This window comes from Pseudomonas sp. IzPS59 (assembly GCF_014863505.1).
GTDB classification, from domain to species: Bacteria; Pseudomonadota; Gammaproteobacteria; order Pseudomonadales; family Pseudomonadaceae; genus Aquipseudomonas; species Aquipseudomonas kribbensis.
Window position 1 is genome coordinate 1834610 of sequence record NZ_CP062251.1, and the last position, 21535, is coordinate 1856144.

Genomic DNA, 21535 nt, shown 5'->3' on the forward strand with positions numbered 1-21535 from the left:
AGACGCAGTTAATGGCTTTCTGATGTCGTTTCTCGTTGCTTCGAGGTCGCTGGCAGAGCAGGTCGCTGTGTGCGTCAGGTTGATGATCAAAGCCATCAGTACTCCGCTGATGTTCGAACGAGTTTGCGGTCAGGCGTGATGGGGGCGCTGTGCACCATAACAATACGTTGACGATGCCCGGCATCCGTCGGGCGCAGCATTTCGGGGAAGTAACGATGAAGATGCGACGACTTTTAGGCGCAGGTGCCGCTCTGGTGCTTGCGATGAGCTCCACTTTCGCCAGCGCTGAAAAACAGACCCTGAACATCGGTTACGTTGACGGCTGGTCCGACAGCGTCGCGACCACCCACGTGGCGGCCGAAGTGATCAAACAGAAACTCGGCTACGACGTGAAGCTCCAGGCCGTCGCCACCGGGATCATGTGGCAGGGCGTTGCCACCGGCAAACTCGACGCCATGCTGTCGGCCTGGCTGCCAGTGACCCACGGCGAATACTGGGCGAAGAACAAGGATCTGGTCGTCGATTACGGCCCGAACTTCAAGGACGCGAAAATCGGCCTGATCGTGCCCGAGTACGTCAAAGCCAAATCCATCGAAGACCTGAAAACCGACGACAGCTTCAAAAATCGCATCGTCGGCATCGACGCCGGCTCAGGTGTGATGCTCAAGACCGACCAGGCGATCAAGGATTACGGCCTGACCGGTTACACCCTCAAGGCCAGTTCCGGCGCCGGCATGATCGCCGAGCTGACCCGTGCCGAGAAAAAGAACGAATCCATCGCCGTGACCGGCTGGGTGCCGCACTGGATGTTCGCCAAGTGGAAACTGCGCTTCCTCGACGACCCGAAAGGCGTGTATGGCGCGGCTGAAACCGTGAACAGCATCGGCAGCAAAGAGCTGGATGCCAAGGCGCCGGAAGTGGCGAAGTTCCTGAAGAACTTCCAGTGGGCCTCCAAAGACGAAATCGGTCAGGTCATGCTGGCGATTCAGGACGGTGCCAAACCTGAAGCCGCCGCCAAGGACTGGGTCGCCAAACACCCGGACCGCGTGGCTGAATGGACCAAGTAATATAAGTCGAAGCGTCTAGTCTGCGCTTCCCAGGGCCGCCCGGCATTTACGTCGGGCGGCCTTTTTTATGGCCCTTCCTTTAATGGCGGATGCGCACCTTTTTCGGGCCGTCTGGAAATTGGCAAAAACGCCATGGCGTTCTACTACTAAGGTCGTCTGGAAGCCGGCTCGCAGCCGCATACAGTGGATACGTTCCAAAAATAAAAATCTGTGCTGCGAGGATAAAAACAATGAACGACAGCATTTACCTCTCTATTCAGAACAGCCCGCGCTTCAAGGAGCTGGTGAAAAAAAGGGAAAGGTTCGCCTGGATACTCTCGGCGATCATGCTAGGGCTCTACTCCGGATTCATCCTGCTGATCGCGTACGGGCCACAAGTGCTCGGGACCAAGATCAGCGCCGGCTCATCCATCACCTGGGGCATCCCCATCGGTGTCGGGCTGATTGTCTCGGCCTTCATCCTGACCGGTATCTACGTGCGCCGCGCCAATGGCGAGTTCGACGACCTGAACAATGCGATTCTCAAGGAGGCTCAGCAATGATCCGGCGTCTACTGGCTCTTTTGAGCATTGCAGCGTTCGCTCCGGCCGCGTGGGCCGCTGACGCCCTGACCGGCGAAGTCCATAAACAACCGCTCAACGTTTCCGCGATCGTCATGTTCGTGGTGTTCGTCGGCGCGACCCTGTGCATCACCTACTGGGCCTCCAAGCGCAACAAGTCGGCTGCCGACTACTATGCGGCGGGCGGCAAAATCACCGGTTTCCAGAACGGTCTGGCAATTGCCGGTGACTACATGTCGGCGGCGTCCTTCCTGGGGATTTCCGCGCTGGTGTTCACCTCCGGCTACGACGGCCTGATCTACTCGATCGGCTTCCTGGTGGGCTGGCCGATCATTCTGTTCCTGATCGCCGAGCGTCTGCGCAACCTGGGTAAATACACCTTTGCCGACGTGGCGTCCTACCGTCTCGGGCAAACCCAGATCCGCACGCTGTCGGCCTGCGGTTCGCTGGTGGTGGTGGCGTTCTACCTGATCGCGCAAATGGTCGGTGCCGGCAAGCTGATCCAGCTGCTGTTCGGTCTCGACTACCACGTCGCGGTGATTCTGGTGGGTATCCTGATGTGCCTGTACGTGCTGTTCGGCGGCATGCTGGCGACCACCTGGGTGCAGATCATCAAGGCCGTGCTGTTGCTGTCCGGTGCTTCGTTCATGGCGCTGATGGTGATGAAGCACGTCAACTTCGACTTCAACACCCTGTTCTCCGAATCCATCAAGGTTCACGCCAAGGGCGAAGCGATCATGAGCCCCGGCGGTCTGGTGAAAGACCCGATCTCGGCGTTCTCCCTCGGCCTGGCGCTGATGTTCGGTACCGCTGGCCTGCCGCACATCCTGATGCGCTTCTTCACCGTGAGCGATGCGAAGGAAGCTCGCAAGAGCGTGCTGTATGCGACCGGTTTCATCGGCTACTTCTACATCCTGACCTTCATCATCGGCTTCGGCGCGATCCTACTGGTCAGCACCAACCCGGCCTTTAAAGATGCGGCGGGCGCTCTGCTCGGCGGCAACAACATGGCGGCGGTGCACCTGGCCAACGCCGTGGGCGGCAGCATCTTCCTCGGCTTCATCTCGGCGGTGGCGTTCGCAACCATTCTGGCGGTAGTGGCCGGTCTGACCCTGGCCGGTGCTTCGGCGGTGTCCCACGACCTCTATGCCAGCGTGATCAAGAAGGGCAAGGCCAACGAGAAGGATGAGATCCGTGTTTCGAAGATCACTACCGTCGCACTGGGCGTGCTGGCCATCGGCCTGGGCATCCTGTTCGAAAGCCAGAACATCGCGTTCATGGTCGGCCTGGCGTTCTCCATTGCGGCGAGCTGCAACTTCCCGGTCCTGCTGCTTTCGATGTACTGGAAGAAACTGACCACCCGTGGCGCCATGATTGGCGGCTGGCTGGGTCTGGTGAGTGCGGTGGGGCTGATGATCCTTGGCCCGACCATCTGGGTGCAGATTCTGCATCATGAGAAGGCGATCTTCCCTTACGAGTATCCGGCGCTGTTCTCGATGATCATTGCGTTTATCGGGATCTGGTTCTTCTCGATCACTGATAAGTCGGCGGCGGCAGAGAACGAGCGTGCGCTGTTCTTCCCGCAGTTTGTGCGTTCGCAGACTGGGTTGGGGGCTAGTGGGGCGGTTTCGCACTGAGGCTTTTTGTGTAGGTTGAGTTGAATGGAAATGCCCTGGTCGAGAGATTGGGGCATTTTTTATGGGCGGTTATCGGATGTTCTTGGGGATTGGGTGTATATCCGTTGCTGCGGTAACGGCTTCTTAGGGTTCCGCCCTTACGGCCATCCCTTTCAAGGTCTTTTCGTTTTAGCGGCCTTGATTACCCGGTCCGTTGAAACATGTGCATGCACCGCAGTGCCTTGCACCCATGTTTTGGGTTTAGGCACCTTGGGGCCCCGTGGACTTTTCGCAACTTGTTTGGGTTGGATGTTTCTGGCCAGTTCCAACAAGCGCTGGGCCAGTTTTTCCAGAGGTATGACGGGAAAATATTCCAGGGGCAGCGCGATTTGCAGGCCTTCATAACCACTCCGGACCTGAACCGCCAAGTGATAGGTTGAGGCTTCCCAGCCGTCAGGCTGAGTATCCTGATGGGCTTGCTCGACGCTTCGCTTGAGTACGGCCAGGACGTTGTAGGCCAATACCGCGGTAGCGAACCCGAGCAATGCAGCCTTTGGACTACCAAGGGTTTCGATTTCGCTTTCCAGGATTGCTTCCAGTCGCTGGAACATGCCTTCTATGCTCCAGCGACGGCGATAGAGTTCCGCGATCTGCTGTGCGCTGATGCTTTCAGGCAGGTTGCTCCAGAACATCAAGCTGCTGTCACCCGAGTCCGTTGGCGAGTGAAGCGTCAGTTCAACACGCCGACACTGGTAACCGCCTCTGACCTGAATAATCTGCTCACGCACAGTGCCCGTGTTTACAGGCACTGGTTCTTGCCAATGCCCCTCTTGAATCAGGCGTGGATGCTTGGCTTGTTGACGAATGACAAAGGAGGTTTTGACCTGCTCGCAAGCCTCCATGACCGGGAGCGTGCAATAGAGTCGATCGGCCAGCCACACCTGGCCCGGCTCGGCATCGGCCAAGAGAGGCAACACGCAAACACGCTCGCTTGCGTAGGCATCCTCGCACGCCTGCAGGTCGATGACCTGGTCCAGGTCGGGGTCGTAGACAACCACCGAGAAACCGGGTCGAGCGGCACCACGCTCGTGGCGTAAAGCCCCCAGTCGTTTCTCGGTGGATGCCAAGTGATTACCGTCTACCACCCGGACCTGCCACTCCGGCAGCATCTGCGTGCAACCCAACTCCTTGATGGTTGGAGCCAGGCGCTGCGCACAGCCCGTGACCAGTGCGCGCAACAGAGCTGGCTCGGTACGACTGATCTTGTCGTAGAGCGCCGCCAGACTGACAGGAAGATCTTCCAGTTGCCGCGCGGCGGCGTGCAGGGAAGGCTTCAAGCCCAATGAAACAAGGGACATCAGCTTGATAATGGTCGAGAACAACAGCTCACGAGAATACTGCCGTTGCCGATGTTCTTCGAAGACCTGATCAACCCACTCAGGGGCAATAGCGTGCTCCAGTGCCAATTTGGCCATAACGCTGGCAGGTGCTTTTTTCTCGAACCTCGCTAAAACCTCTGCCCACATCGCTTCGTCGTCCTGACTGAATTTTTGGGGCATTTTAACCAAAGACCTTGAAAGGGATGGCCCTTACGGCGGGTCACTTTTGACAAACGCCTCAAAAGTAACCAAAAACGCTTGCTCCTACGTCCGGCCCGCTCGCTGGGGCTCGGGGTTCCTTCGCTCCGGAATTCATCCGGGGGGCATCGCCTACGGTTTGCTTCGCTGCACCTCCTCTCGATGTGTTTGGCTTCGCCAAACGGTCGCTGCGCTCCCACCCCCGGATAAATCCCTCCACTCAGCCTTCCGACGTCGCCCGAAGATCAAAAGCGGTACTTGAGCTAACGCTCATCGTGTTGAGTGTTGAGTGGTGAGCAGGGGGATGCTCTTGATGTGGCTTTTGATTTTTTGCCCCTTCGGCAGGCCGAGCGGAGGTGTTCATCAGGGGGTAGGCGCGCAGCGCCGTGCGGCGTAGCCGCATACATCGAGAGGAGGTGCAGCGAAGCAAACCGTAGGCGATGCCCCCTGATGGACGCCGTAGCGAGGGAACACTGAGCCTAAGCGAAGTGCCGTACGCCGGGGCAAAGCCTTTTGCTTACTTTTCGGCGTTTGGAAAAGTGAGTCGCTGTAAGAGCGAAACCGCCAGCGGCAGCACCCGAAGAAACGGATATGTACCCAATCTACAAAAAACAGTCGGCCCAAAGGCCGCTGAGATACCCCAAACAAAAACGGCCCCCATTCACATGGAGGCCGTTCTCGTTACAACTTAAGACGTTATCGCAAGACAAGTCTTATTTGCGGTCTTCCAGCTTGGTGATATCCCGCGACTCATAACCAGTGTACAGCTGGCGCGGACGGCCAATCTTGTACGGGCTGGAGAGCATTTCCTTCCAGTGCGAGATCCAGCCGACAGTACGTGCCAGGGCGAAGATCACAGTGAACATGCTGGTCGGAATGCCGATCGCCTTGAGGATGATCCCCGAGTAGAAGTCGACGTTCGGGTACAGCGAGCGCTCGATGAAGTACGGGTCGGTCAGGGCGATCTCTTCCAGGCGCATGGCCAGTTCGAGTTGCGGATCGTTCTGGATGCCCAGTTCCTTCAACACTTCGTCGCAGGTCTGCTTCATCACGGTCGCACGTGGGTCGCGGTTCTTGTAGACGCGGTGACCGAAGCCCATCAGCTTGAACGGATCGTTCTTGTCCTTGGCCTTGGCGATGAACTTGTCGATGTTCGAGACATCGCCGATTTCATCGAGCATGGTCAGCACGGCTTCGTTCGCACCGCCGTGGGCAGGGCCCCACAGTGCGGCGATACCGGCGGCGATACAGGCGAACGGGTTGGCACCCGAGGAGCCCGCCAGGCGCACGGTGGAGGTCGAAGCGTTCTGCTCGTGGTCGGCGTGGAGGATGAAGATCCGGTCCATGGCCTTGGCGAGTACCGGGCTGATCGGTTTGATCTCGCACGGGGTGTTGAACATCATGTGCAGGAAGTTTTCCGCGTACGACAGGTCGTTGCGCGGGTACATCATGGGTTGGCCCATGGAGTACTTGTAAACCATCGCGGCCAGGGTCGGCATCTTGGCAACCAGGCGGATCGCGGAGATTTCGCGATGCTGCGGGTTATTGATGTCGAGGGAGTCGTGGTAGAAGGCCGAGAGGGCGCCGACTACACCACACATGACGGCCATCGGGTGGGCGTCACGGCGGAAGCCGTTGAAGAAGGTTTTCAGCTGCTCGTGAACCATGGTGTGGTTCTTCACGGTGCCGACGAACTGGGCCTTTTGCTCTGCAGTCGGCAGTTCGCCGTTCAGCAGCAGGTAGCAGGTTTCCAGGTAGTCCGACTTTTCAGCCAGTTGTTCGATCGGGTAGCCGCGGTGCAACAGGATGCCGTTGTCGCCGTCGATATAGGTGATCTTCGATTCGCAGGAAGCGGTCGACATGAAACCGGGGTCGAAAGTGAAGCGGCCCGTGGCCGTCAGGCCCCGAACATCGATTACATCGGGACCAACGGTGCCGGTTAAAATGGGCAGCTCGACGGGGGCTGCGCCCTCGATGATCAACTGCGCTTTTTTGTCAGCCATGTGGCCTCCTATTTATGCTTGAAATCATCAGACAGACCCCCCACGCAGGGCCCGCACCACTATAGTGAGATAAATTCGAATGTCAATTTGCCTAAAGTCTTGCTCCAGAAGGCTTTAACCGCACTTTTTCCTCGAAATTGCCTGCCATTTACGCCTTTTATACAACTTGTGCAATCAGCTATTGGGGGTAGGCGATTGCGTTGTCATTAGTAGCCTAACTGTCTATACTCGGCGACCGACCGCCAAGGGCTTTTGGGCTTGCTTTCATTGGGGGTCGCATCCCTGGGTGGTGGTTACCTGACCAGTGCACTCCCCAACAACTTTGCCCTGATTGTTAGGGGCTCTTCAGTGTGAAAAAAAAGCCGTGAAAAGCCAACGACCTGTAAACCTAGACCTAAGGACCATCAAACTCCCCATCACCGGCGTTACGTCGTTTCTTCACCGTGTTTCCGGCATCATCCTCTTCCTGGGCCTCGGCATCATGCTTTATGCATTGGGCAAATCCCTGGGTTCCGAGGAAGGTTATGTCGAGGTGAAGGCATGCTTGACCAGCCCGCTGGCCAAGTTCGTAGCATGGGGCCTCCTGTCCGCTCTGCTGTATCACCTGGTTGCCGGTGTGCGCCACTTGATCATGGACATGGGCATCGGTGAGACGCTGGAAGGCGGCCGCCTGGGCTCGAAACTGATCATCGCCGTTTCCGTGGTGCTGATCGTTCTGGCAGGAGTTTGGATATGGTAACCAGCGTTACAAACCTTTCGCGTTCGGGCCTCTATGACTGGATGGCACAGCGTGTGTCTGCGGTCGTTCTCGCGGCTTATTTCATTTTCCTGATCGGCTACCTCGCCGCTCACCCGGGCATCGGTTATGAACAATGGCATGGCCTGTTCGCCCACAACGGAATGCGTATCTTCAGTCTGCTGGCACTGGTTGCCCTGGGCGCTCACGCCTGGGTCGGCATGTGGACCATCGCGACCGACTACCTGACGCCGATGGCGCTGGGCAAGTCCGCGACTGCAGTACGTTTCCTTTTCCAGGCAGTATGCGGCGTCGCGATGTTCGCTTACTTCGTCTGGGGTGTGCAGATTCTCTGGGGTATCTGATTCATGGCTAACATTCCAACGATTTCTTTCGACGCCATCATCATTGGTGGCGGCGGTGCCGGCATGCGCGCTGCGCTGCAGCTGGCACAGGGCGGTCACAAGACTGCCGTGATCACCAAGGTCTTCCCGACCCGTTCGCACACTGTATCCGCCCAGGGCGGCATCACCTGCGCCATCGCGTCCGCTGACCCGAACGATGACTGGCGCTGGCACATGTACGATACCGTCAAGGGTTCCGACTACATTGGTGACCAGGACGCTATCGAATACATGTGTCAGGAAGGCCCGGCTGCCGTTTTCGAGCTGGACCACATGGGTCTGCCGTTCTCGCGTACCGAAACCGGCCGTATCTACCAGCGTCCGTTCGGCGGTCAGTCGAAGGATTACGGTAAAGGCGGGCAGGCTGCCCGTACCTGCGCCGCTTCCGACCGTACCGGTCACGCGCTGCTGCACACCCTTTATCAGGGCAACCTGAAAGCCGGTACCACGTTCCTGAACGAGTACTACGCTGTCGATCTGGTCAAGAACGACGCAGGCGACTTCGTCGGTGTGATCGCAATCTGCATCGAAACCGGTGAAACCACCTACATCCGCGCCAAGGCCACCGTACTGGCGACCGGCGGTGCAGGCCGTATCTATGCGTCCACCACCAACGCCCTGATCAACACCGGTGACGGCGTCGGCATGGCTCTGCGTGCTGGCGTACCGGTACAAGACATTGAAATGTGGCAGTTCCACCCGACCGGCATCGCCGGCGCCGGTGTACTGGTTACCGAAGGTTGCCGTGGTGAAGGTGGTTACCTGATCAACAAGCACGGCGAGCGTTTCATGGAGCGTTATGCTCCGAACGCCAAAGACCTGGCTGGTCGTGACGTGGTTGCCCGCTCGATGGTTAAGGAAATCATCGCTGGCAACGGTTGCGGTCCGAATGGCGACCACGTAATGCTCAAACTCGACCACCTGGGCGAGGAAGTGCTGCACAGCCGTCTGCCAGGCATCTGCGAACTGTCGAAGACTTTCGCTCACGTTGACCCGGTGGTTGCTCCGGTTCCGGTTGTTCCGACCTGCCACTACATGATGGGCGGCGTTGCCACCAACATTCACGGCCAGGCGATCACCCAGAACGCCGAAGGCGTGGATCAGATCATTCCTGGTCTGTTCGCCGTAGGTGAAGTGGCTTGCGTATCGGTTCACGGCGCCAACCGTCTGGGCGGCAACTCGCTGCTCGACCTGGTGGTCTTCGGTCGCGCTGCCGGCCTGCACCTCGAGAAGGCTCTGACTGACGGCATCGAATACGATGACGCCACCGAAGCCAACATCGAAGCTGCCCTGGCACGCCTGAGCGCGCTGAACAACCGTACCGACGGCGAAGACGTCGCTACCCTGCGTCGCGAGCTGCAAAGCTGCATGCAGAACTACTTCGGTGTATTCCGTACCGGCGAATACATGCAGAAGGGTATTGCCCAGCTGGCCGATCTGCGCAAGCGCATCGCCAACGTGAAGATCAACGATAAGTCGCAGGCGTTCAACACTGCACGTATCGAAGCGCTGGAACTGCAAAACCTGCTGGAAGTGGCTGAAGCTACCGCCATTGCTGCCGAAGTGCGTAAAGAGTCCCGCGGCGCTCACGCCCGTGAAGACTTCGAAGACCGTGACGACGAAAACTGGCTGTGCCACACCCTGTACTTCCCGGGTGAGAAACGTGTCGCCAAGCGTGCCGTGAACTTCTCGCCGAAGACTGTTCCGACTTTCGAACCAAAAGTCCGGACTTATTAAGGGTGACCGCCATGTTGAAAGTCAGTGTTTATCGTTACAACCCTGATCAGGACGCTGCGCCGTTCATGCAGGAATTCCAGGTCGATACCGGTGGTAAGGACCTGATGGTGCTGGACGTGCTGGCCCTGATCAAAGAGCAGGACGAGGGTTTCTCCTATCGTCGCTCCTGCCGTGAAGGTGTTTGCGGTTCCGACGGCATGAACATCAACGGCAAGAACGGCCTGGCGTGCATCACGCCGCTGTCCGCTGTCGTCAAAGGTAACAAGTTGGTCATCCGTCCTCTGCCAGGTTTGCCGGTTATCCGTGACCTGGTCGTCGATATGAGCATCTTCTACAAGCAATACGAGAAGGTTAAGCCATTCCTGCAGAACGACACGCCGGCTCCGGCCATCGAGCGTCTGCAGTCCCCTGAAGAGCGTGAAAAGCTCGACGGTCTGTACGAGTGCATCCTGTGCGCCTGCTGCTCGACCTCTTGCCCGTCCTTCTGGTGGAACCCGGACAAATTCCTGGGTCCAGCTGCTCTGCTGCAAGCGTATCGCTTCCTGGCAGACAGCCGTGACACCAAGACGTCCGAGCGTCTGGCGTCCCTCGATGACCCGTTCAGCGTCTTCCGCTGCCGGGGCATCATGAACTGCGTCAACGTATGTCCGAAAGGCCTGAACCCGACTAAGGCCATCGGTCACATCCGTAACATGCTGCTTTCGAGCGGCGTGTGATTCAGAAGCTGTAACTGCCGCTGTAAAAAGCGGCATCGCTGCACCGTACAGGTCAAGGCGCGGGCTTCAACCCGCGCCCTGGCTATAACCAGAGCAACAGCCATAAGCTGCGGCTCTTATTTTGAAGAAATGAGACAAGCAGGGGCATCCGGGCTGGTACCCGGACTATCAGTGTGATCCTAAGTGGCTTGTTTTGGTCGCTGCATTCGGACTTCTGCAAGTTTGCTCGGTGTCGACACCGATGGTGTTCCCCTAACCGAGGGTGACCAAGCATGCAAGAAAGCGTGATGCAGCGCATGTGGAACAGCGCCTACCTTTCAGGTGGAAACGCTGCCTATGTGGAAGAGCTTTATGAGCTCTACCTGCACGACCCTAACGCTGTGCCAGAAGAGTGGCGCACCTACTTTCAGAAGCTGCCCGCCGACGGCGGCTCTGCCACCGATGTTTCGCACTCCACAATTCGCGATCATTTCGTGCTGCTGGCGAAGAACCAGCGCCGCGCCCAACCGGTTTCCGCCGGCAGCGTGAGCAGTGAGCACGAGAAGAAGCAAGTTGAAGTGCTGCGATTGATCCAGGCCTACCGTATGCGTGGCCACCAGGCAGCCCAGCTTGACCCGCTGGGGCTGTGGCAGCGTCCTGCACCTGCAGACCTGTCGATCAATCATTACGGCTTGACCAATGCCGATCTTGATACGACCTTCCGTGCCGGCGACCTGTTCATCGGCAAAGAGGAAGCGAGCCTACGCGAAATTCACGAAGCGTTGCAGCAGACATATTGCCGCACCATCGGCGCTGAATTTACGCACATCACCGATTCCGAGCAGCGCCAGTGGTTCCAGCAGCGTCTGGAAAGCGTACGTGGCCGTCCGGAATACTCCGCGGACATCAAGAGCCACCTGCTCGAGCGCGTGACTGCCGGTGAAGGCCTGGAAAAATACCTGGGCACCAAATACCCGGGCACCAAGCGTTTCGGTCTGGAAGGCGGCGAAAGCCTGATTCCGATGCTCGACGAACTGATCCAGCGTTCCGGCTCGTACGGCACCAAGGAAGTCGTCATCGGCATGGCCCACCGTGGCCGTCTGAACGTGCTGGTCAACACCTTCGGCAAGAACCCGCGCGAGCTGTTCGACGAGTTCGAAGGCAAGAAGAAGGTCGAGCTGGGTTCCGGTGACGTTAAATACCACCAGGGCTTCTCGTCCAACGTGATGACCGCCGGCGGTGAAGTTCACCTGGCCATGGCGTTCAACCCGTCCCACCTGGAAATCGTTTCCCCGGTGGTCGAAGGTTCGGTACGTGCCCGTCAGGACCGTCGCAACGACGCGACCGGCGAAAAAGTACTGCCGATCTCCATCCACGGTGACGCTGCATTCGCAGGTCAGGGCGTGGTGATGGAAACCTTCCAGATGTCGCAGACCCGCGGTTTCAAGACCGGCGGTACCGTGCACATCGTGATCAACAACCAGGTCGGTTTCACCATCAGCAACCCGCTGGACTCGCGTTCCACCGAGTACGCCACCGACGTTGCGAAGATGATCCAGGCGCCGATCCTCCATGTGAATGGCGATGATCCGGAAGCCGTACTGTTCGTTACCCAGCTGGCCATCGACTACCGCATGCAGTTCAAGCGTGACGTAGTGATCGACCTGGTCTGCTACCGTCGTCGCGGCCACAACGAGGCCGACGAGCCAAGCGGCACCCAGCCTCTGATGTATCAGCAGATCACCAAGCAGCGCACCACCCGTGAGCTGTACGCTGATCGTCTGACCCAGGGCGGTGTGCTGGACGCAGAGCGTGTTCAGGCGAAAGTCGACGAATACCGCAACGCGCTGGACAACGGTCTGCACGTAGTGAAATCGCTGGTCAAAGAGCCGAACAAAGAGCTGTTCGTGGACTGGCGTCCGTATCTGGGCCACGCCTGGACTGCGCGTCACGACACTCGCTTCGATCTGAAGACCCTGCAGGAACTGTCCGCCAAGCTGCTGGAAATTCCGGAAGGCTTCGTGGTTCAGCGTCAGGTCGCGAAGATCTACGAAGACCGTCAGAAGATGCAAGCCGGCGGCCTGCCGATCAACTGGGGTTACGCCGAAACCATGGCGTACGCGACCCTGGCGTTCGAAGGTCACCCGATCCGCATGACCGGTCAGGACATCGGCCGCGGTACGTTCTCGCACCGTCACGCTGTTCTGCACAACCAGAAAGATGCCGGCACCTACATTCCGCTGAAACACCTGTACGAAGGTCAGCCACGCTTCGACCTGTACGACTCGTTCCTGTCGGAAGAAGCGGTACTGGCATTCGAATACGGTTACTCGACCACCACGCCAAACGCGCTGGTGATCTGGGAAGCCCAGTTCGGCGACTTCGCCAACGGTGCACAGGTTGTTATCGACCAGTTCATCACCAGCGGCGAGCACAAGTGGGGCCGTCTCTGCGGTCTGACCATGCTGCTGCCGCACGGCTACGAAGGCCAGGGCCCTGAGCACAGCTCGGCACGTCTTGAGCGTTACCTGCAGCTGTGCGCCGAGCACAACATTCAGGTGTGCATGCCGACGACTCCGGCGCAGATCTACCACTTGCTGCGTCGTCAGGTGATCCGCCCGCTGCGCAAGCCGCTGGTAGTCCTGACTCCGAAGTCGCTGCTGCGTCACAAACTGGCAATCTCGACGCTGGAAGATCTGGCCGAAGGTTCGTTCCAGACCGTTATCCCGGAAATCGATGCACTGGACCCGAAAAAGGTCGAGCGCGTGGTTCTGTGCAGCGGCAAGGTCTACTACGACCTGCTGGAAAAACGCCGTGCCGAAGGCCGCGAAGATATCGCCATCGTGCGTATCGAGCAGCTGTACCCATTCCCTGAGGACGACTTGAAAGAAGTCCTGGCTCCTTACACCAACGCCAAAGCGGCTGTCTGGTGCCAGGAAGAGCCGATGAACCAGGGCGCCTGGTACTGCAGCCAGCACCACCTGCGTCGCAGCATCAGCAACCTCAACAAATCTCTCGTACTTGAGTACGCGGGTCGTGAGGCTTCTGCTGCACCTGCATGTGGTTACGCATCGATGCACGCCGAGCAGCAGGAAAAACTGCTGCAAGACGCGTTTACCGTTTAACGCCTTCGCGCACCTGAAACCGAATTTAAGGAACCACAGACAATGGCTATCGAGATCAAAGCCCCCACTTTCCCGGAATCGGTTGCCGATGGCACCGTTGCCACCTGGCACAAACAACCGGGCGACGCCGTCAAGCGTGACGAACTGATCGTCGACATCGAAACCGACAAGGTCGTACTGGAAGTGCTGGCCACCGCCGACGGCGTGCTGGGCGCAATCGTCAAGGGCGAGGGCGACACCGTCCTGTCCGACGAAGTCCTGGGCTCCATCGTTGAAGGCGGCGCTGCTGCCGCTGCTCCGGCTGCCGCTGCTGCTCCGGCCGCTGCTGCCGCTGCCCCGGCTGCTGCCGGCGCTGACGAAGACGCGATCGCTGCTCCGGCTGCTCGCAAGCTGGCCGAAGAAAACGGCATCAACCTGGCTTCCGTAAAAGGCACCGGCAAAGACGGCCGTGTGACCAAGGAAGACGTGGTTGCCGCTGTTGAAGCGAAGAAATCCGCTCCGGCTGCTGCACCGAAAGCTGCTGCTCCGGCCGCTGCCGCTCCTGTGTTCGCCGCTGGCGACCGCATCGAGAAGCGCGTTCCGATGACCCGCGTTCGCGCCACCGTTGCCAAGCGTCTGGTTGAAGCCCAGTCGAACATGGCGATGCTGACCACTTTCAACGAAGTCGACATGACCGAAGTCATGGCCCTGCGTTCGAAGTACAAGGATCTGTTCGAGAAGTCCCACAACGGCGTACGCCTGGGCTTCATGTCGTTCTTCGTGAAGGCTGCCACCGAAGCGCTGAAACGCTTCCCGGCGGTCAACGCTTCGATCGACGGCAACGACATCGTTTACCACGGTTATGCCGACATCGGCGTTGCTGTTTCCAGCGACCGTGGCCTGGTAGTTCCGGTTCTGCGTAACGCCGAACACATGAGCCTGGCTGAAATCGAAGGCGGCATCGCCACCTTCGGCAAGAAGGCCCGTGACGGCAAACTGTCGATGGACGAGATGACCGGCGGTACCTTCACCATCACCAACGGTGGTACCTTCGGTTCGATGATGTCGACCCCGATCGTCAACCCGCCGCAGGCAGCGATTCTGGGCATGCACAACATCATCCAGCGTCCGATGGCCATCAACGGTCAGGTCGTTATCCGTCCGATGATGTACCTGGCACTGTCCTACGATCACCGTCTGATCGATGGCAAAGAAGCTGTGACTTTCCTGGTGACCATCAAGAACCTGCTGGAAGATCCGGCTCGTCTGTTGCTGGATATCTGATAGAAGCAGCCATGAGCTGCAGGTTTCAGGCTGCCGGAGACGGCAGTCTGGCTTGCAGCTTGCGGCTTGAAGCTTTTCGCTAAAGAGGATTTTTTGAATGTCGCAGAAATTTGACGTAGTAGTGATCGGTGCCGGCCCTGGCGGCTACGTAGCTGCCATCAAGGCCGCGCAACTCGGTCTGAGCACTGCCTGCATCGAGAAGTACACCGATGCTGAAGGCAAGCAAGCCCTGGGCGGCACCTGCCTGAACGTAGGCTGCATTCCGTCCAAGGCGCTGCTGGACAGCTCCTGGAAATACAAGGAAGCCAAAGAAAGCTTCAACGTTCACGGTATCTCGACCGGCGAAGTCAAAATGGACGTCGCTGCGATGGTTGGCCGCAAGGCCGGCATCGTCAAGAACCTGACCGGCGGCGTTGCCACCCTGTTCAAGGCCAACGGCGTTACTTCGATCCAGGGCCACGGCAAACTGCTGGCCGGCAAGAAAGTCGAAGTCACCAAGCCGGACGGCTCGGTTGAAGTCATCGAAGCCGAAAACGTCATCCTGGCGCCAGGTTCGCGTCCGATCGACATTCCACCGGCTCCGGTTGATCAGAAAGTCATCGTCGATTCGACTGGTGCCCTGGAATTCCAGGCCGTACCTAAGCGTCTGGGCGTGATCGGCGCTGGCGTGATCGGTCTGGAGCTGGGTTCGGTATGGTCGCGTCTGGGTGCAGAAGTGACTGTCCTGGAAGCCCTGGACACCTTCCTGATGGCAGCGGACACCGCTGTTTCCAAGGAAGCGCTGAAAACCCTGACCAAACAGGGTCTGGATATCAAGCTGGGCGCTCGCGTAACCGGTTCGAAAGTGAACGGCGACGAAGTCGTTGTGAACTACACCGATGCCAACGGCGAACAGACCATCACTTTCGACAAGCTGATCGTAGCCGTTGGTCGCCGTCCGGTGACCACTGATCTGCTGGCTGCCGACAGCGGCGTGACCCTGGACGAGCGCGGTTTCGTGCACGTTGACGATCACTGCGCCACCACTGTACCGGGCGTTTACGCCATCGGTGACGTGGTTCGCGGCATGATGCTGGCTCACAAAGCCTCGGAAGAGGGCATCATGGTTGTCGAGCGCATCAAGGGCCACAAGGCCCAGATGAACTATGACCTGATCCCTTCGGTTATTTATACTCACCCGGAAATCGCATGGGTTGGTAAAACCGAGCAGGCCTTGAAAGCTGAAGGCGTTGAAGTTAACGTCGGCACCTTCCCGTTCGCAGCATCCGGCCGTGCCATGGCCGCCAACGATACCGGTGGTTTCGTCAAGGTCATCGCCGATGCCAAGACTGACCGCGTATTGGGCGTGCACGTGATTGGCCCGAGCGCTGCAGAACTGGTTCAGCAGGGCGCGATCGGTATGGAATTCGGCACCAGCGCTGAAGACCTGGGCATGATGGTTTTCTCTCATCCGACCCTGTCCGAAGCCTTGCACGAAGCAGCTCTGGCAGTGAATGGCGGCGCCATCCACATTGCCAACCGCAAGAAGCGTTAAGACACAATAAGAAACCACGGCGGTACGGCCCGTCGTGAGCCTTGCGTGCAAGACTCACCGCGGAATGTCCGCTGGACGCAGCCTTGCGTAGCTGCACCGGGTATCCGGAAAGGCTACGCAAGCAGCAGTCACAGGTGGCGCGGCACTCATCAAGAGCGCAGCGCCGAATGCGCAGTACCTAACGAAGACGGTAAAAAGCATGAATCTTCACGAGTATCAGGGTAAGCAGCTGTTCGCTGAATACGGCCTGCCAGTTTCCACTGGTTTCGCAGTAGACACCCCGGAAGCAGCAGCAGAAGCTTGCGACAAAATCGGCGGCAACGAGTGGGTTGTCAAAGCCCAGGTTCACGCCGGTGGTCGCGGTAAAGCGGGCGGCGTCAAGCTGGTTCGCAGCAAAGAAGACGCCAAAGCCTTCGCACAGCAGTGGCTGGGCAAGCGTCTGGTGACTTACCAGACTGATGCCAATGGCCAGCCAGTCACCAAGATCCTGGTTGAATCGTGCACTGATATCGCTAAAGAGCTGTACCTGGGCGCTGTCGTTGACCGTTCGAGCCGTCGCATCGTGTTCATGGCTTCCACCGAAGGTGGCGTGGACATCGAGAAAATCGCTCACGACACTCCAGAAAAAATTCTGAAAGCCACTATCGATCCACTGGTTGGCGCTCAGCCGTTCCAGGGTCGCGAGCTGGCATTCCAGCTGGGTCTGGAAGGCAAGCAGGTTGCTCAGTTCGCCAAGATCTTCGTAGGTCTGGCCAAGCTGTTCAAGGATCACGACCTGGCTCTGCTGGAAGTGAACCCGCTGGTGATCAAGGCTGACGGCGATCTGCACTGCCTGGACGCCAAGATCAACATCGACGCCAACGCAATGTACCGTCAGCCTAAGCTGAAGACTTTCCACGATCCGTCCCAGGACGATCCGCGCGAAGCGCACGCTGCCAAGTTCGAACTGAACTACGTAGCGCTGGAAGGCAACATCGGCTGCATGGTGAACGGTGCCGGCCTGGCCATGGGTACCATGGACATCGTCAACCTGCACGGCGGCAAGCCAGCCAACTTCCTCGACGTAGGTGGTGGTGCTACCAAAGAACGCGTTACCGAAGCTTTCAAGATCATTCTGTCCGACAGCAATGTCGCTGCAGTACTGGTTAACATCTTCGGCGGCATCGTTCGTTGCGACATGATTGCCGAAGGCATCATCGGTGCAGTGAAAGAAGTCGGCGTGAAAATCCCGGTTGTTGTTCGTCTTGAAGGCAACAACGCTGAACTGGGCGCTAAAGTACTGGCAGAAAGCGGTTTGAACATCATCGCTGCTACCAGCCTGACCGACGCTGCTCAACAAGTCGTTAAAGCTGCGGAGGGCAAGTAATGAGCGTCCTGATCAATAAAGACACCAAAGTAATCTGCCAGGGCTTCACCGGCGCGCAGGGTACTTTCCACTCCGAACAAGCCATTGCCTACGGCACCAAAATGGTTGGCGGCGTGACTCCAGGCAAAGGTGGCACCACTCACCTGAACCTGCCTGTGTTCAACACCGTGAAAGAAGCCGTAGAAGCCACTGGCGCCACCGCCAGCGTGATCTACGTTCCGGCTCCTTTCTGCAAGGACTCGATCCTGGAAGCGGCATTCGGCGGCATCAAGCTGATCGTCTGCATCACCGAAGGCATTCCTACCCTGGACATGCTGGACGCGAAAGTTAAGTGCGACGAGCTGGGTGTTACCCTGATCGGCCCTAACTGCCCAGGCGTGATCACTCCGGGCGAGTGCAAGATCGGCATCATGCCAGGTCACATCCACTTGCCAGGCAAGGTCGGTATCGTTTCCCGTTCCGGCACCCTGACCTACGAAGCTGTGAAGCAGACCACTGACGCCGGTTTCGGTCAGTCGACTTGCGTCGGCATCGGCGGTGACCCGATCCCGGGTTCGAACTTCATCGACATCCTGAAGCTGTTCCAGGAAGACCCGAAGACCGAAGCGATCGTAATGATCGGCGAGATCGGCGGTTCGGCTGAAGAAGAAGCGGCTGCCTACATCAAGGCCAACGTGACCAAGCCGGTTGTTTCCTACATCGCTGGTGTGACTGCTCCTCCGGGCAAGCGCATGGGCCATGCTGGCGCAATCATCTCCGGCGGCAAAGGCACTGCAGACGAGAAATTCGCTGCTCTGCAAGACGCAGGCGTGAAAACCGTGCGTTCGCTGGCAGACATCGGCAAGGCCCTGGCCGAGCTGACTGGCTGGGAAGTGAAGAAGTAAGCTTCGGCTGACTTTTCAGCTCCAGCAACAAAGGCCACCTTCGGGTGGCCTTTGTCGTTTCTGATGTTCGGTTTGACGATGGCGATTTATAGGCACCTGCCCAATTACATGCAAAAACGCGACACAGACACGTCGCGTATCGGATAGTTCGCCCTCAAACAGTGCGTTTGTCAGACAAATTCGTTAGGCTAGCAGCCATTTTTGCGTCTGCCGCCCACAAGGCATGCAACGCGCTAAACGGGTCAGTCTTATACGGATTGACAGCATTTCCCTAACCCCACAGGGAAATCCCCCTCTAAATTCCGATTCAGTAGTGTGGTATTTCCTTAATGAAAGTTTTGAAAGGTCAGGACATCCTGGCACTTGGCTTTATGACATTCGCCCTGTTCGTCGGGGCCGGCAACATCATCTTCCCGCCTATCGTCGGTTTGCAGTCCGGACCCAACGTCTGGATGGCGGCGCTGGGCTTCCTGATCACGGCGGTCGGTCTGCCAGTGATCACCGTTGTCGCGCTGGCCAAGGTGGGCGGAGCGATGGATGCGCTGAGCACGCCGATCGGCAAGATTGCCGGTGGTGTGCTGGCAGCCGCGTGCTATCTGGCGGTCGGCCCGTTGTTCGCCACGCCGCGTACCGCGACCGTGTCCTTTGAAGTGGGTCTGGCGCCGCTGACCGGCGAAAGCCCGCTGGCGCTGTTCCTTTACAGCTCGGTGTACTTCCTGCTGGTGTTCTTCATTTCGCTCTATCCGGGCCGTCTGCTGGATACCGTGGGGCGTTTCCTCGCGCCGCTGAAGATCATCGCCCTGGCGGTACTCGGCATTGCCGCGTTCGCGCTGCCGGCCGGTGACATCGGTGTGGCCACTCCGGAATACGTCGCTGCGCCGTTCTCCCAAGGCTTCATCAATGGTTACCTGACCATGGATACCCTGGGCGCCCTGGTGTTCGGCATCGTCATCGTCAACGCGATCCGCTCCCGTGGCGTTGAATCGCCGGCACTGATCACCCGTTACGCGATCATCGCGGGTCTGATCGCCGGCGTCGGTCTGGCGCTGGTGTATGTCAGCCTGTTCCGTCTGGGTTCCGGCAGCCATGAAGTGGCCGCAGGGGCAACCAACGGCGCGGCGGTGCTGCATGCTTACGTGCAACATACCTTCGGTTCGCTGGGCAGCGGTTTCCTCGCGGTGCTGATCTCCCTGGCGTGTCTGGTGACTGCGGTCGGCCTGACCTGTGCCTGCGCCGAATATTTCAGCCGCATCGTGCCGCTGTCCTACAAGACGCTGGTCATCATCCTTGCGGCGTTTTCGCTGCTGGTGTCCAACCTGGGCCTGACCAAGCTGATCGCGTTCTCGATCCCGGTGCTGACCGCGATCTACCCGCCGTGCATCGTGCTGGTGGCCCTGAGCTTCTGTGCCGCGTTCTGGCATGAGCAGAGCCGCATCATGGGCCCGGTGATGCTGGTCTCGTTCGTGTTCGGCACGATTGACGCCTTGAAAGGTGCCGGCCTGGCCGACTGGATGCCATCGCAACTGTCCCACCTGCCGCTGAGCGAGCAGGGCCTGGCGTGGCTGGTGCCATGCGTGATGACTCTGGTGGTCGCAGTGGTTTGTGACCGCCTGCTGGGCAAGCGCGCCGAAGCCCTGGCTTAAGATTGCCGGCCCGTCACAAGCGGGCTTGAGCGATTAAACAGAAATGCCCCGTATCAATCGATACGGGGCATTTTTTATGGGCGTCAGGCAGTGTCTTTTCCTTTCGGCTAACGTCGAAGGGGAGCCGAAATCTTCCACACAGGAATTTGCATGTCGTTCATCCAAGCCAACCTGATCCACCTGCTTGCCGCGCTCTGGTTCGTCATCTGCTGGGGCGGTTACACCCGTTATGCCACCTGGAAGGCCCGTGACACCGCGTGCCTGGCCAGCGTGTTGCACCTGTACCGCGAAGACTGGATGCGCCGCATGCTGCTGCGTGACAACCGCATTGCCGATGCCAGCGTGATCGGCAACCTGGAGCGCAACGCCTCGTTCTTCGCTTCCAGCACACTGATCATCCTGGCCGGCATCCTGACTGTGCTCGGCGCCTCGGAGCGTGCAGTGTCGTTGCTGGCGGACATCCCGATGGTGCAGCAGGCCTCTCAGGGCATGTCGGAGATCAAGCTGCTGTGCCTGGCGCTGGTGTTTGTCTATGCCTTCTTCACGTTCAGTTGGTGCATGCGTCAGTACAACTTTGCGGCGGTTCTGGTGGGCTCGGCGCCGATGATCGGTGAGCGTCAGGTGTCCGAGCAGGAGCGCAAGGCGTTTGCTTCCCGGGCGGCGCGGGTGATTTCGATGGCGGCGAACCAGTTCAACTTCGGTCTGCGCTCCTATTACTTCGGCATGAGCATGCTGGCGTGGTTCGTCAGCCCGTGGCTGTTCATGCTGATGAGTGCGGGTGTGGTACTCGTGTTGTATCGCCGCGAGTTTCATTCCGACGTACTCGATGTAATGGTCTATACCCCTACAGAGGCGCCGTTGCCCGAAACGATCAAAGAGGCTGCTTGATGAGTATTCCGTTCTGGTGTGTGTTTATCAGTGCATTGTTGATTTACGTGGCGCGCATGCCCGTGGGCAAGGCCATGAAAGAGCAGGGCGGTTACAACAACCACTTGCCGCGTCAGCAACAGGCGCAACTCACCGGCTACGGCGCCCGGGCACTGGCGGCACATCAGAACAGCATTGAAGCGTTCATCCCGTTTGCCGTGGGTGTGCTGATGGCGCATACCACGCAAACGGCGGGATGGTTGATCGATACGTTGGCGATCATCTTTGTGATCGCACGGATTCTCTATCTGTGGTTCTACCTGGCCGATATTCCCAAACTGCGCAGTCTGGTGTGGCTGATCGGCTTAGTGTGTTCATTGTTGCTGATGATTAGTCCGACTTTTAAAACCGCATTGCTCTAACAAGGCATTACCAGAAAATGACAGGCAAAAGAAAAC

At 58.5% G+C, this 21535-nt stretch carries 17 protein-coding genes; 15 read left to right on the forward strand and 2 right to left on the reverse strand.

Annotation, left to right across the window (positions count from 1 at the left end):
• The first annotated feature begins 215 nt into the window (after positions 1-215).
• The 3 genes from IF189_RS08325 (at position 216) to IF189_RS08335 (ending at position 3264) form a co-directional block, all read left to right on the forward strand.
• Positions 216-1067, forward strand: coding sequence for a glycine betaine ABC transporter substrate-binding protein (locus tag IF189_RS08325; RefSeq protein ID WP_085710539.1), 852 nt, complete (start codon positions 216-218; stop codon positions 1065-1067).
• A gap of 230 nt (positions 1068-1297) precedes the next feature.
• Entirely contained in the window at positions 1298-1609 is a 312-nt protein-coding gene (locus IF189_RS08330; RefSeq protein WP_085710541.1) for a DUF485 domain-containing protein, read from the forward strand.
• On the forward strand, positions 1606-3264 hold the full coding sequence (locus IF189_RS08335; RefSeq protein ID WP_085710542.1) for a cation acetate symporter: 1659 nt from the start codon (positions 1606-1608) through the stop codon (positions 3262-3264). The genes IF189_RS08330 and IF189_RS08335 overlap by 4 nt, the downstream gene beginning before the upstream one ends.
• 152 nt (positions 3265-3416) lie before the next feature.
• Here the strand turns inward: IF189_RS08335 and IF189_RS08340 are convergent, their stop codons facing one another.
• Together IF189_RS08340 and gltA are read right to left on the reverse strand one after the other, a co-directional pair.
• On the reverse strand, positions 3417-4718 hold the full coding sequence (locus IF189_RS08340; RefSeq protein ID WP_134828704.1) for an IS4 family transposase: 1302 nt from the start codon (positions 4716-4718) through the stop codon (positions 3417-3419).
• A gap of 815 nt (positions 4719-5533) precedes the next feature.
• Positions 5534-6823, reverse strand: a complete 1290-nt coding sequence (gene gltA / locus IF189_RS08345) for a citrate synthase (protein WP_007959044.1) — start codon at positions 6821-6823, stop codon at positions 5534-5536.
• A 364-nt stretch (positions 6824-7187) separates the two neighbouring features.
• Between gltA and sdhC the strand changes: the two genes are divergently transcribed.
• The 12 genes from sdhC (at position 7188) to IF189_RS08405 (ending at position 21499) form a co-directional block, all read left to right on the forward strand.
• Entirely contained in the window at positions 7188-7562 is a 375-nt protein-coding gene (gene sdhC / locus IF189_RS08350; protein WP_011333113.1) for a succinate dehydrogenase, cytochrome b556 subunit, read from the forward strand.
• Entirely contained in the window at positions 7556-7924 is a 369-nt protein-coding gene (gene sdhD / locus IF189_RS08355; protein WP_085710546.1) for a succinate dehydrogenase, hydrophobic membrane anchor protein, read from the forward strand. Before sdhC ends, sdhD begins: the two co-directional genes overlap by 7 nt.
• Before the next feature lie 3 nt (positions 7925-7927).
• Positions 7928-9700 (forward strand): succinate dehydrogenase flavoprotein subunit, encoded by a 1773-nt coding sequence (gene sdhA, locus IF189_RS08360; protein WP_085710547.1) that lies wholly within the window; start codon positions 7928-7930, stop codon positions 9698-9700.
• An 11-nt stretch (positions 9701-9711) separates the two neighbouring features.
• Positions 9712-10416 (forward strand): succinate dehydrogenase iron-sulfur subunit, encoded by a 705-nt coding sequence (locus tag IF189_RS08365; RefSeq protein ID WP_065260469.1) that lies wholly within the window; start codon positions 9712-9714, stop codon positions 10414-10416.
• 272 nt (positions 10417-10688) lie between these two features.
• The gene (locus tag IF189_RS08370) at positions 10689-13520 is read left to right on the forward strand and encodes a 2-oxoglutarate dehydrogenase E1 component (RefSeq protein ID WP_085710549.1); all 2832 of its coding nucleotides are present in this window, start codon (positions 10689-10691) and stop codon (positions 13518-13520) included.
• 42 nt (positions 13521-13562) lie between these two features.
• Entirely contained in the window at positions 13563-14783 is a 1221-nt protein-coding gene (gene odhB / locus IF189_RS08375) for a 2-oxoglutarate dehydrogenase complex dihydrolipoyllysine-residue succinyltransferase (RefSeq protein ID WP_114881938.1), read from the forward strand.
• 97 nt (positions 14784-14880) lie between these two features.
• On the forward strand, positions 14881-16317 hold the full coding sequence (lpdA, locus tag IF189_RS08380; protein WP_114881939.1) for a dihydrolipoyl dehydrogenase: 1437 nt from the start codon (positions 14881-14883) through the stop codon (positions 16315-16317).
• Positions 16318-16516: 199 nt separating this feature from the next.
• On the forward strand, positions 16517-17683 hold the full coding sequence (gene sucC, locus IF189_RS08385) for an ADP-forming succinate--CoA ligase subunit beta (RefSeq protein WP_007959029.1): 1167 nt from the start codon (positions 16517-16519) through the stop codon (positions 17681-17683).
• Complete coding sequence (gene sucD, locus IF189_RS08390; RefSeq protein ID WP_011333119.1) at positions 17683-18567, forward strand: succinate--CoA ligase subunit alpha; 885 nt, start codon at positions 17683-17685, stop codon at positions 18565-18567. The genes sucC and sucD overlap by 1 nt, the downstream gene beginning before the upstream one ends.
• A gap of 329 nt (positions 18568-18896) precedes the next feature.
• Positions 18897-20210 (forward strand): branched-chain amino acid transport system II carrier protein, encoded by a 1314-nt coding sequence (gene brnQ / locus IF189_RS08395; protein WP_085710552.1) that lies wholly within the window; start codon positions 18897-18899, stop codon positions 20208-20210.
• 150 nt (positions 20211-20360) lie between these two features.
• Positions 20361-21098, forward strand: coding sequence for a DUF599 domain-containing protein (locus tag IF189_RS08400; RefSeq protein ID WP_085710553.1), 738 nt, complete (start codon positions 20361-20363; stop codon positions 21096-21098).
• Complete coding sequence (locus IF189_RS08405) at positions 21098-21499, forward strand: MAPEG family protein (protein WP_192553115.1); 402 nt, start codon at positions 21098-21100, stop codon at positions 21497-21499. The genes IF189_RS08400 and IF189_RS08405 overlap by 1 nt, the downstream gene beginning before the upstream one ends.
• Positions 21500-21535: the final 36 nt, after the last annotated feature.

Coding starts and splice junctions, on each gene's coding strand:
- lpdA (WP_114881939.1), top strand. CDS start 14,881: ATGTCGCAGAAATTTGACGTAGTAGTGATCGGTGCCGGCCCTGGCGGC.
- IF189_RS08365 (WP_065260469.1), top strand. CDS start 9,712: ATGTTGAAAGTCAGTGTTTATCGTTACAACCCTGATCAGGACGCTGCG.
- sucC (WP_007959029.1), top strand. CDS start 16,517: ATGAATCTTCACGAGTATCAGGGTAAGCAGCTGTTCGCTGAATACGGC.
- brnQ (WP_085710552.1), top strand. CDS start 18,897: ATGAAAGTTTTGAAAGGTCAGGACATCCTGGCACTTGGCTTTATGACA.
- IF189_RS08340 (WP_134828704.1), bottom strand. CDS start 4,718: ATGGCCAAATTGGCACTGGAGCACGCTATTGCCCCTGAGTGGGTTGAT.
- sdhA (WP_085710547.1), top strand. CDS start 7,928: ATGGCTAACATTCCAACGATTTCTTTCGACGCCATCATCATTGGTGGC.
- IF189_RS08335 (WP_085710542.1), top strand. CDS start 1,606: ATGATCCGGCGTCTACTGGCTCTTTTGAGCATTGCAGCGTTCGCTCCG.
- IF189_RS08370 (WP_085710549.1), top strand. CDS start 10,689: ATGCAAGAAAGCGTGATGCAGCGCATGTGGAACAGCGCCTACCTTTCA.
- sucD (WP_011333119.1), top strand. CDS start 17,683: ATGAGCGTCCTGATCAATAAAGACACCAAAGTAATCTGCCAGGGCTTC.
- IF189_RS08330 (WP_085710541.1), top strand. CDS start 1,298: ATGAACGACAGCATTTACCTCTCTATTCAGAACAGCCCGCGCTTCAAG.
- IF189_RS08405 (WP_192553115.1), top strand. CDS start 21,098: ATGAGTATTCCGTTCTGGTGTGTGTTTATCAGTGCATTGTTGATTTAC.
- gltA (WP_007959044.1), bottom strand. CDS start 6,823: ATGGCTGACAAAAAAGCGCAGTTGATCATCGAGGGCGCAGCCCCCGTC.
- IF189_RS08400 (WP_085710553.1), top strand. CDS start 20,361: ATGTCGTTCATCCAAGCCAACCTGATCCACCTGCTTGCCGCGCTCTGG.
- sdhD (WP_085710546.1), top strand. CDS start 7,556: ATGGTAACCAGCGTTACAAACCTTTCGCGTTCGGGCCTCTATGACTGG.
- odhB (WP_114881938.1), top strand. CDS start 13,563: ATGGCTATCGAGATCAAAGCCCCCACTTTCCCGGAATCGGTTGCCGAT.
- IF189_RS08325 (WP_085710539.1), top strand. CDS start 216: ATGAAGATGCGACGACTTTTAGGCGCAGGTGCCGCTCTGGTGCTTGCG.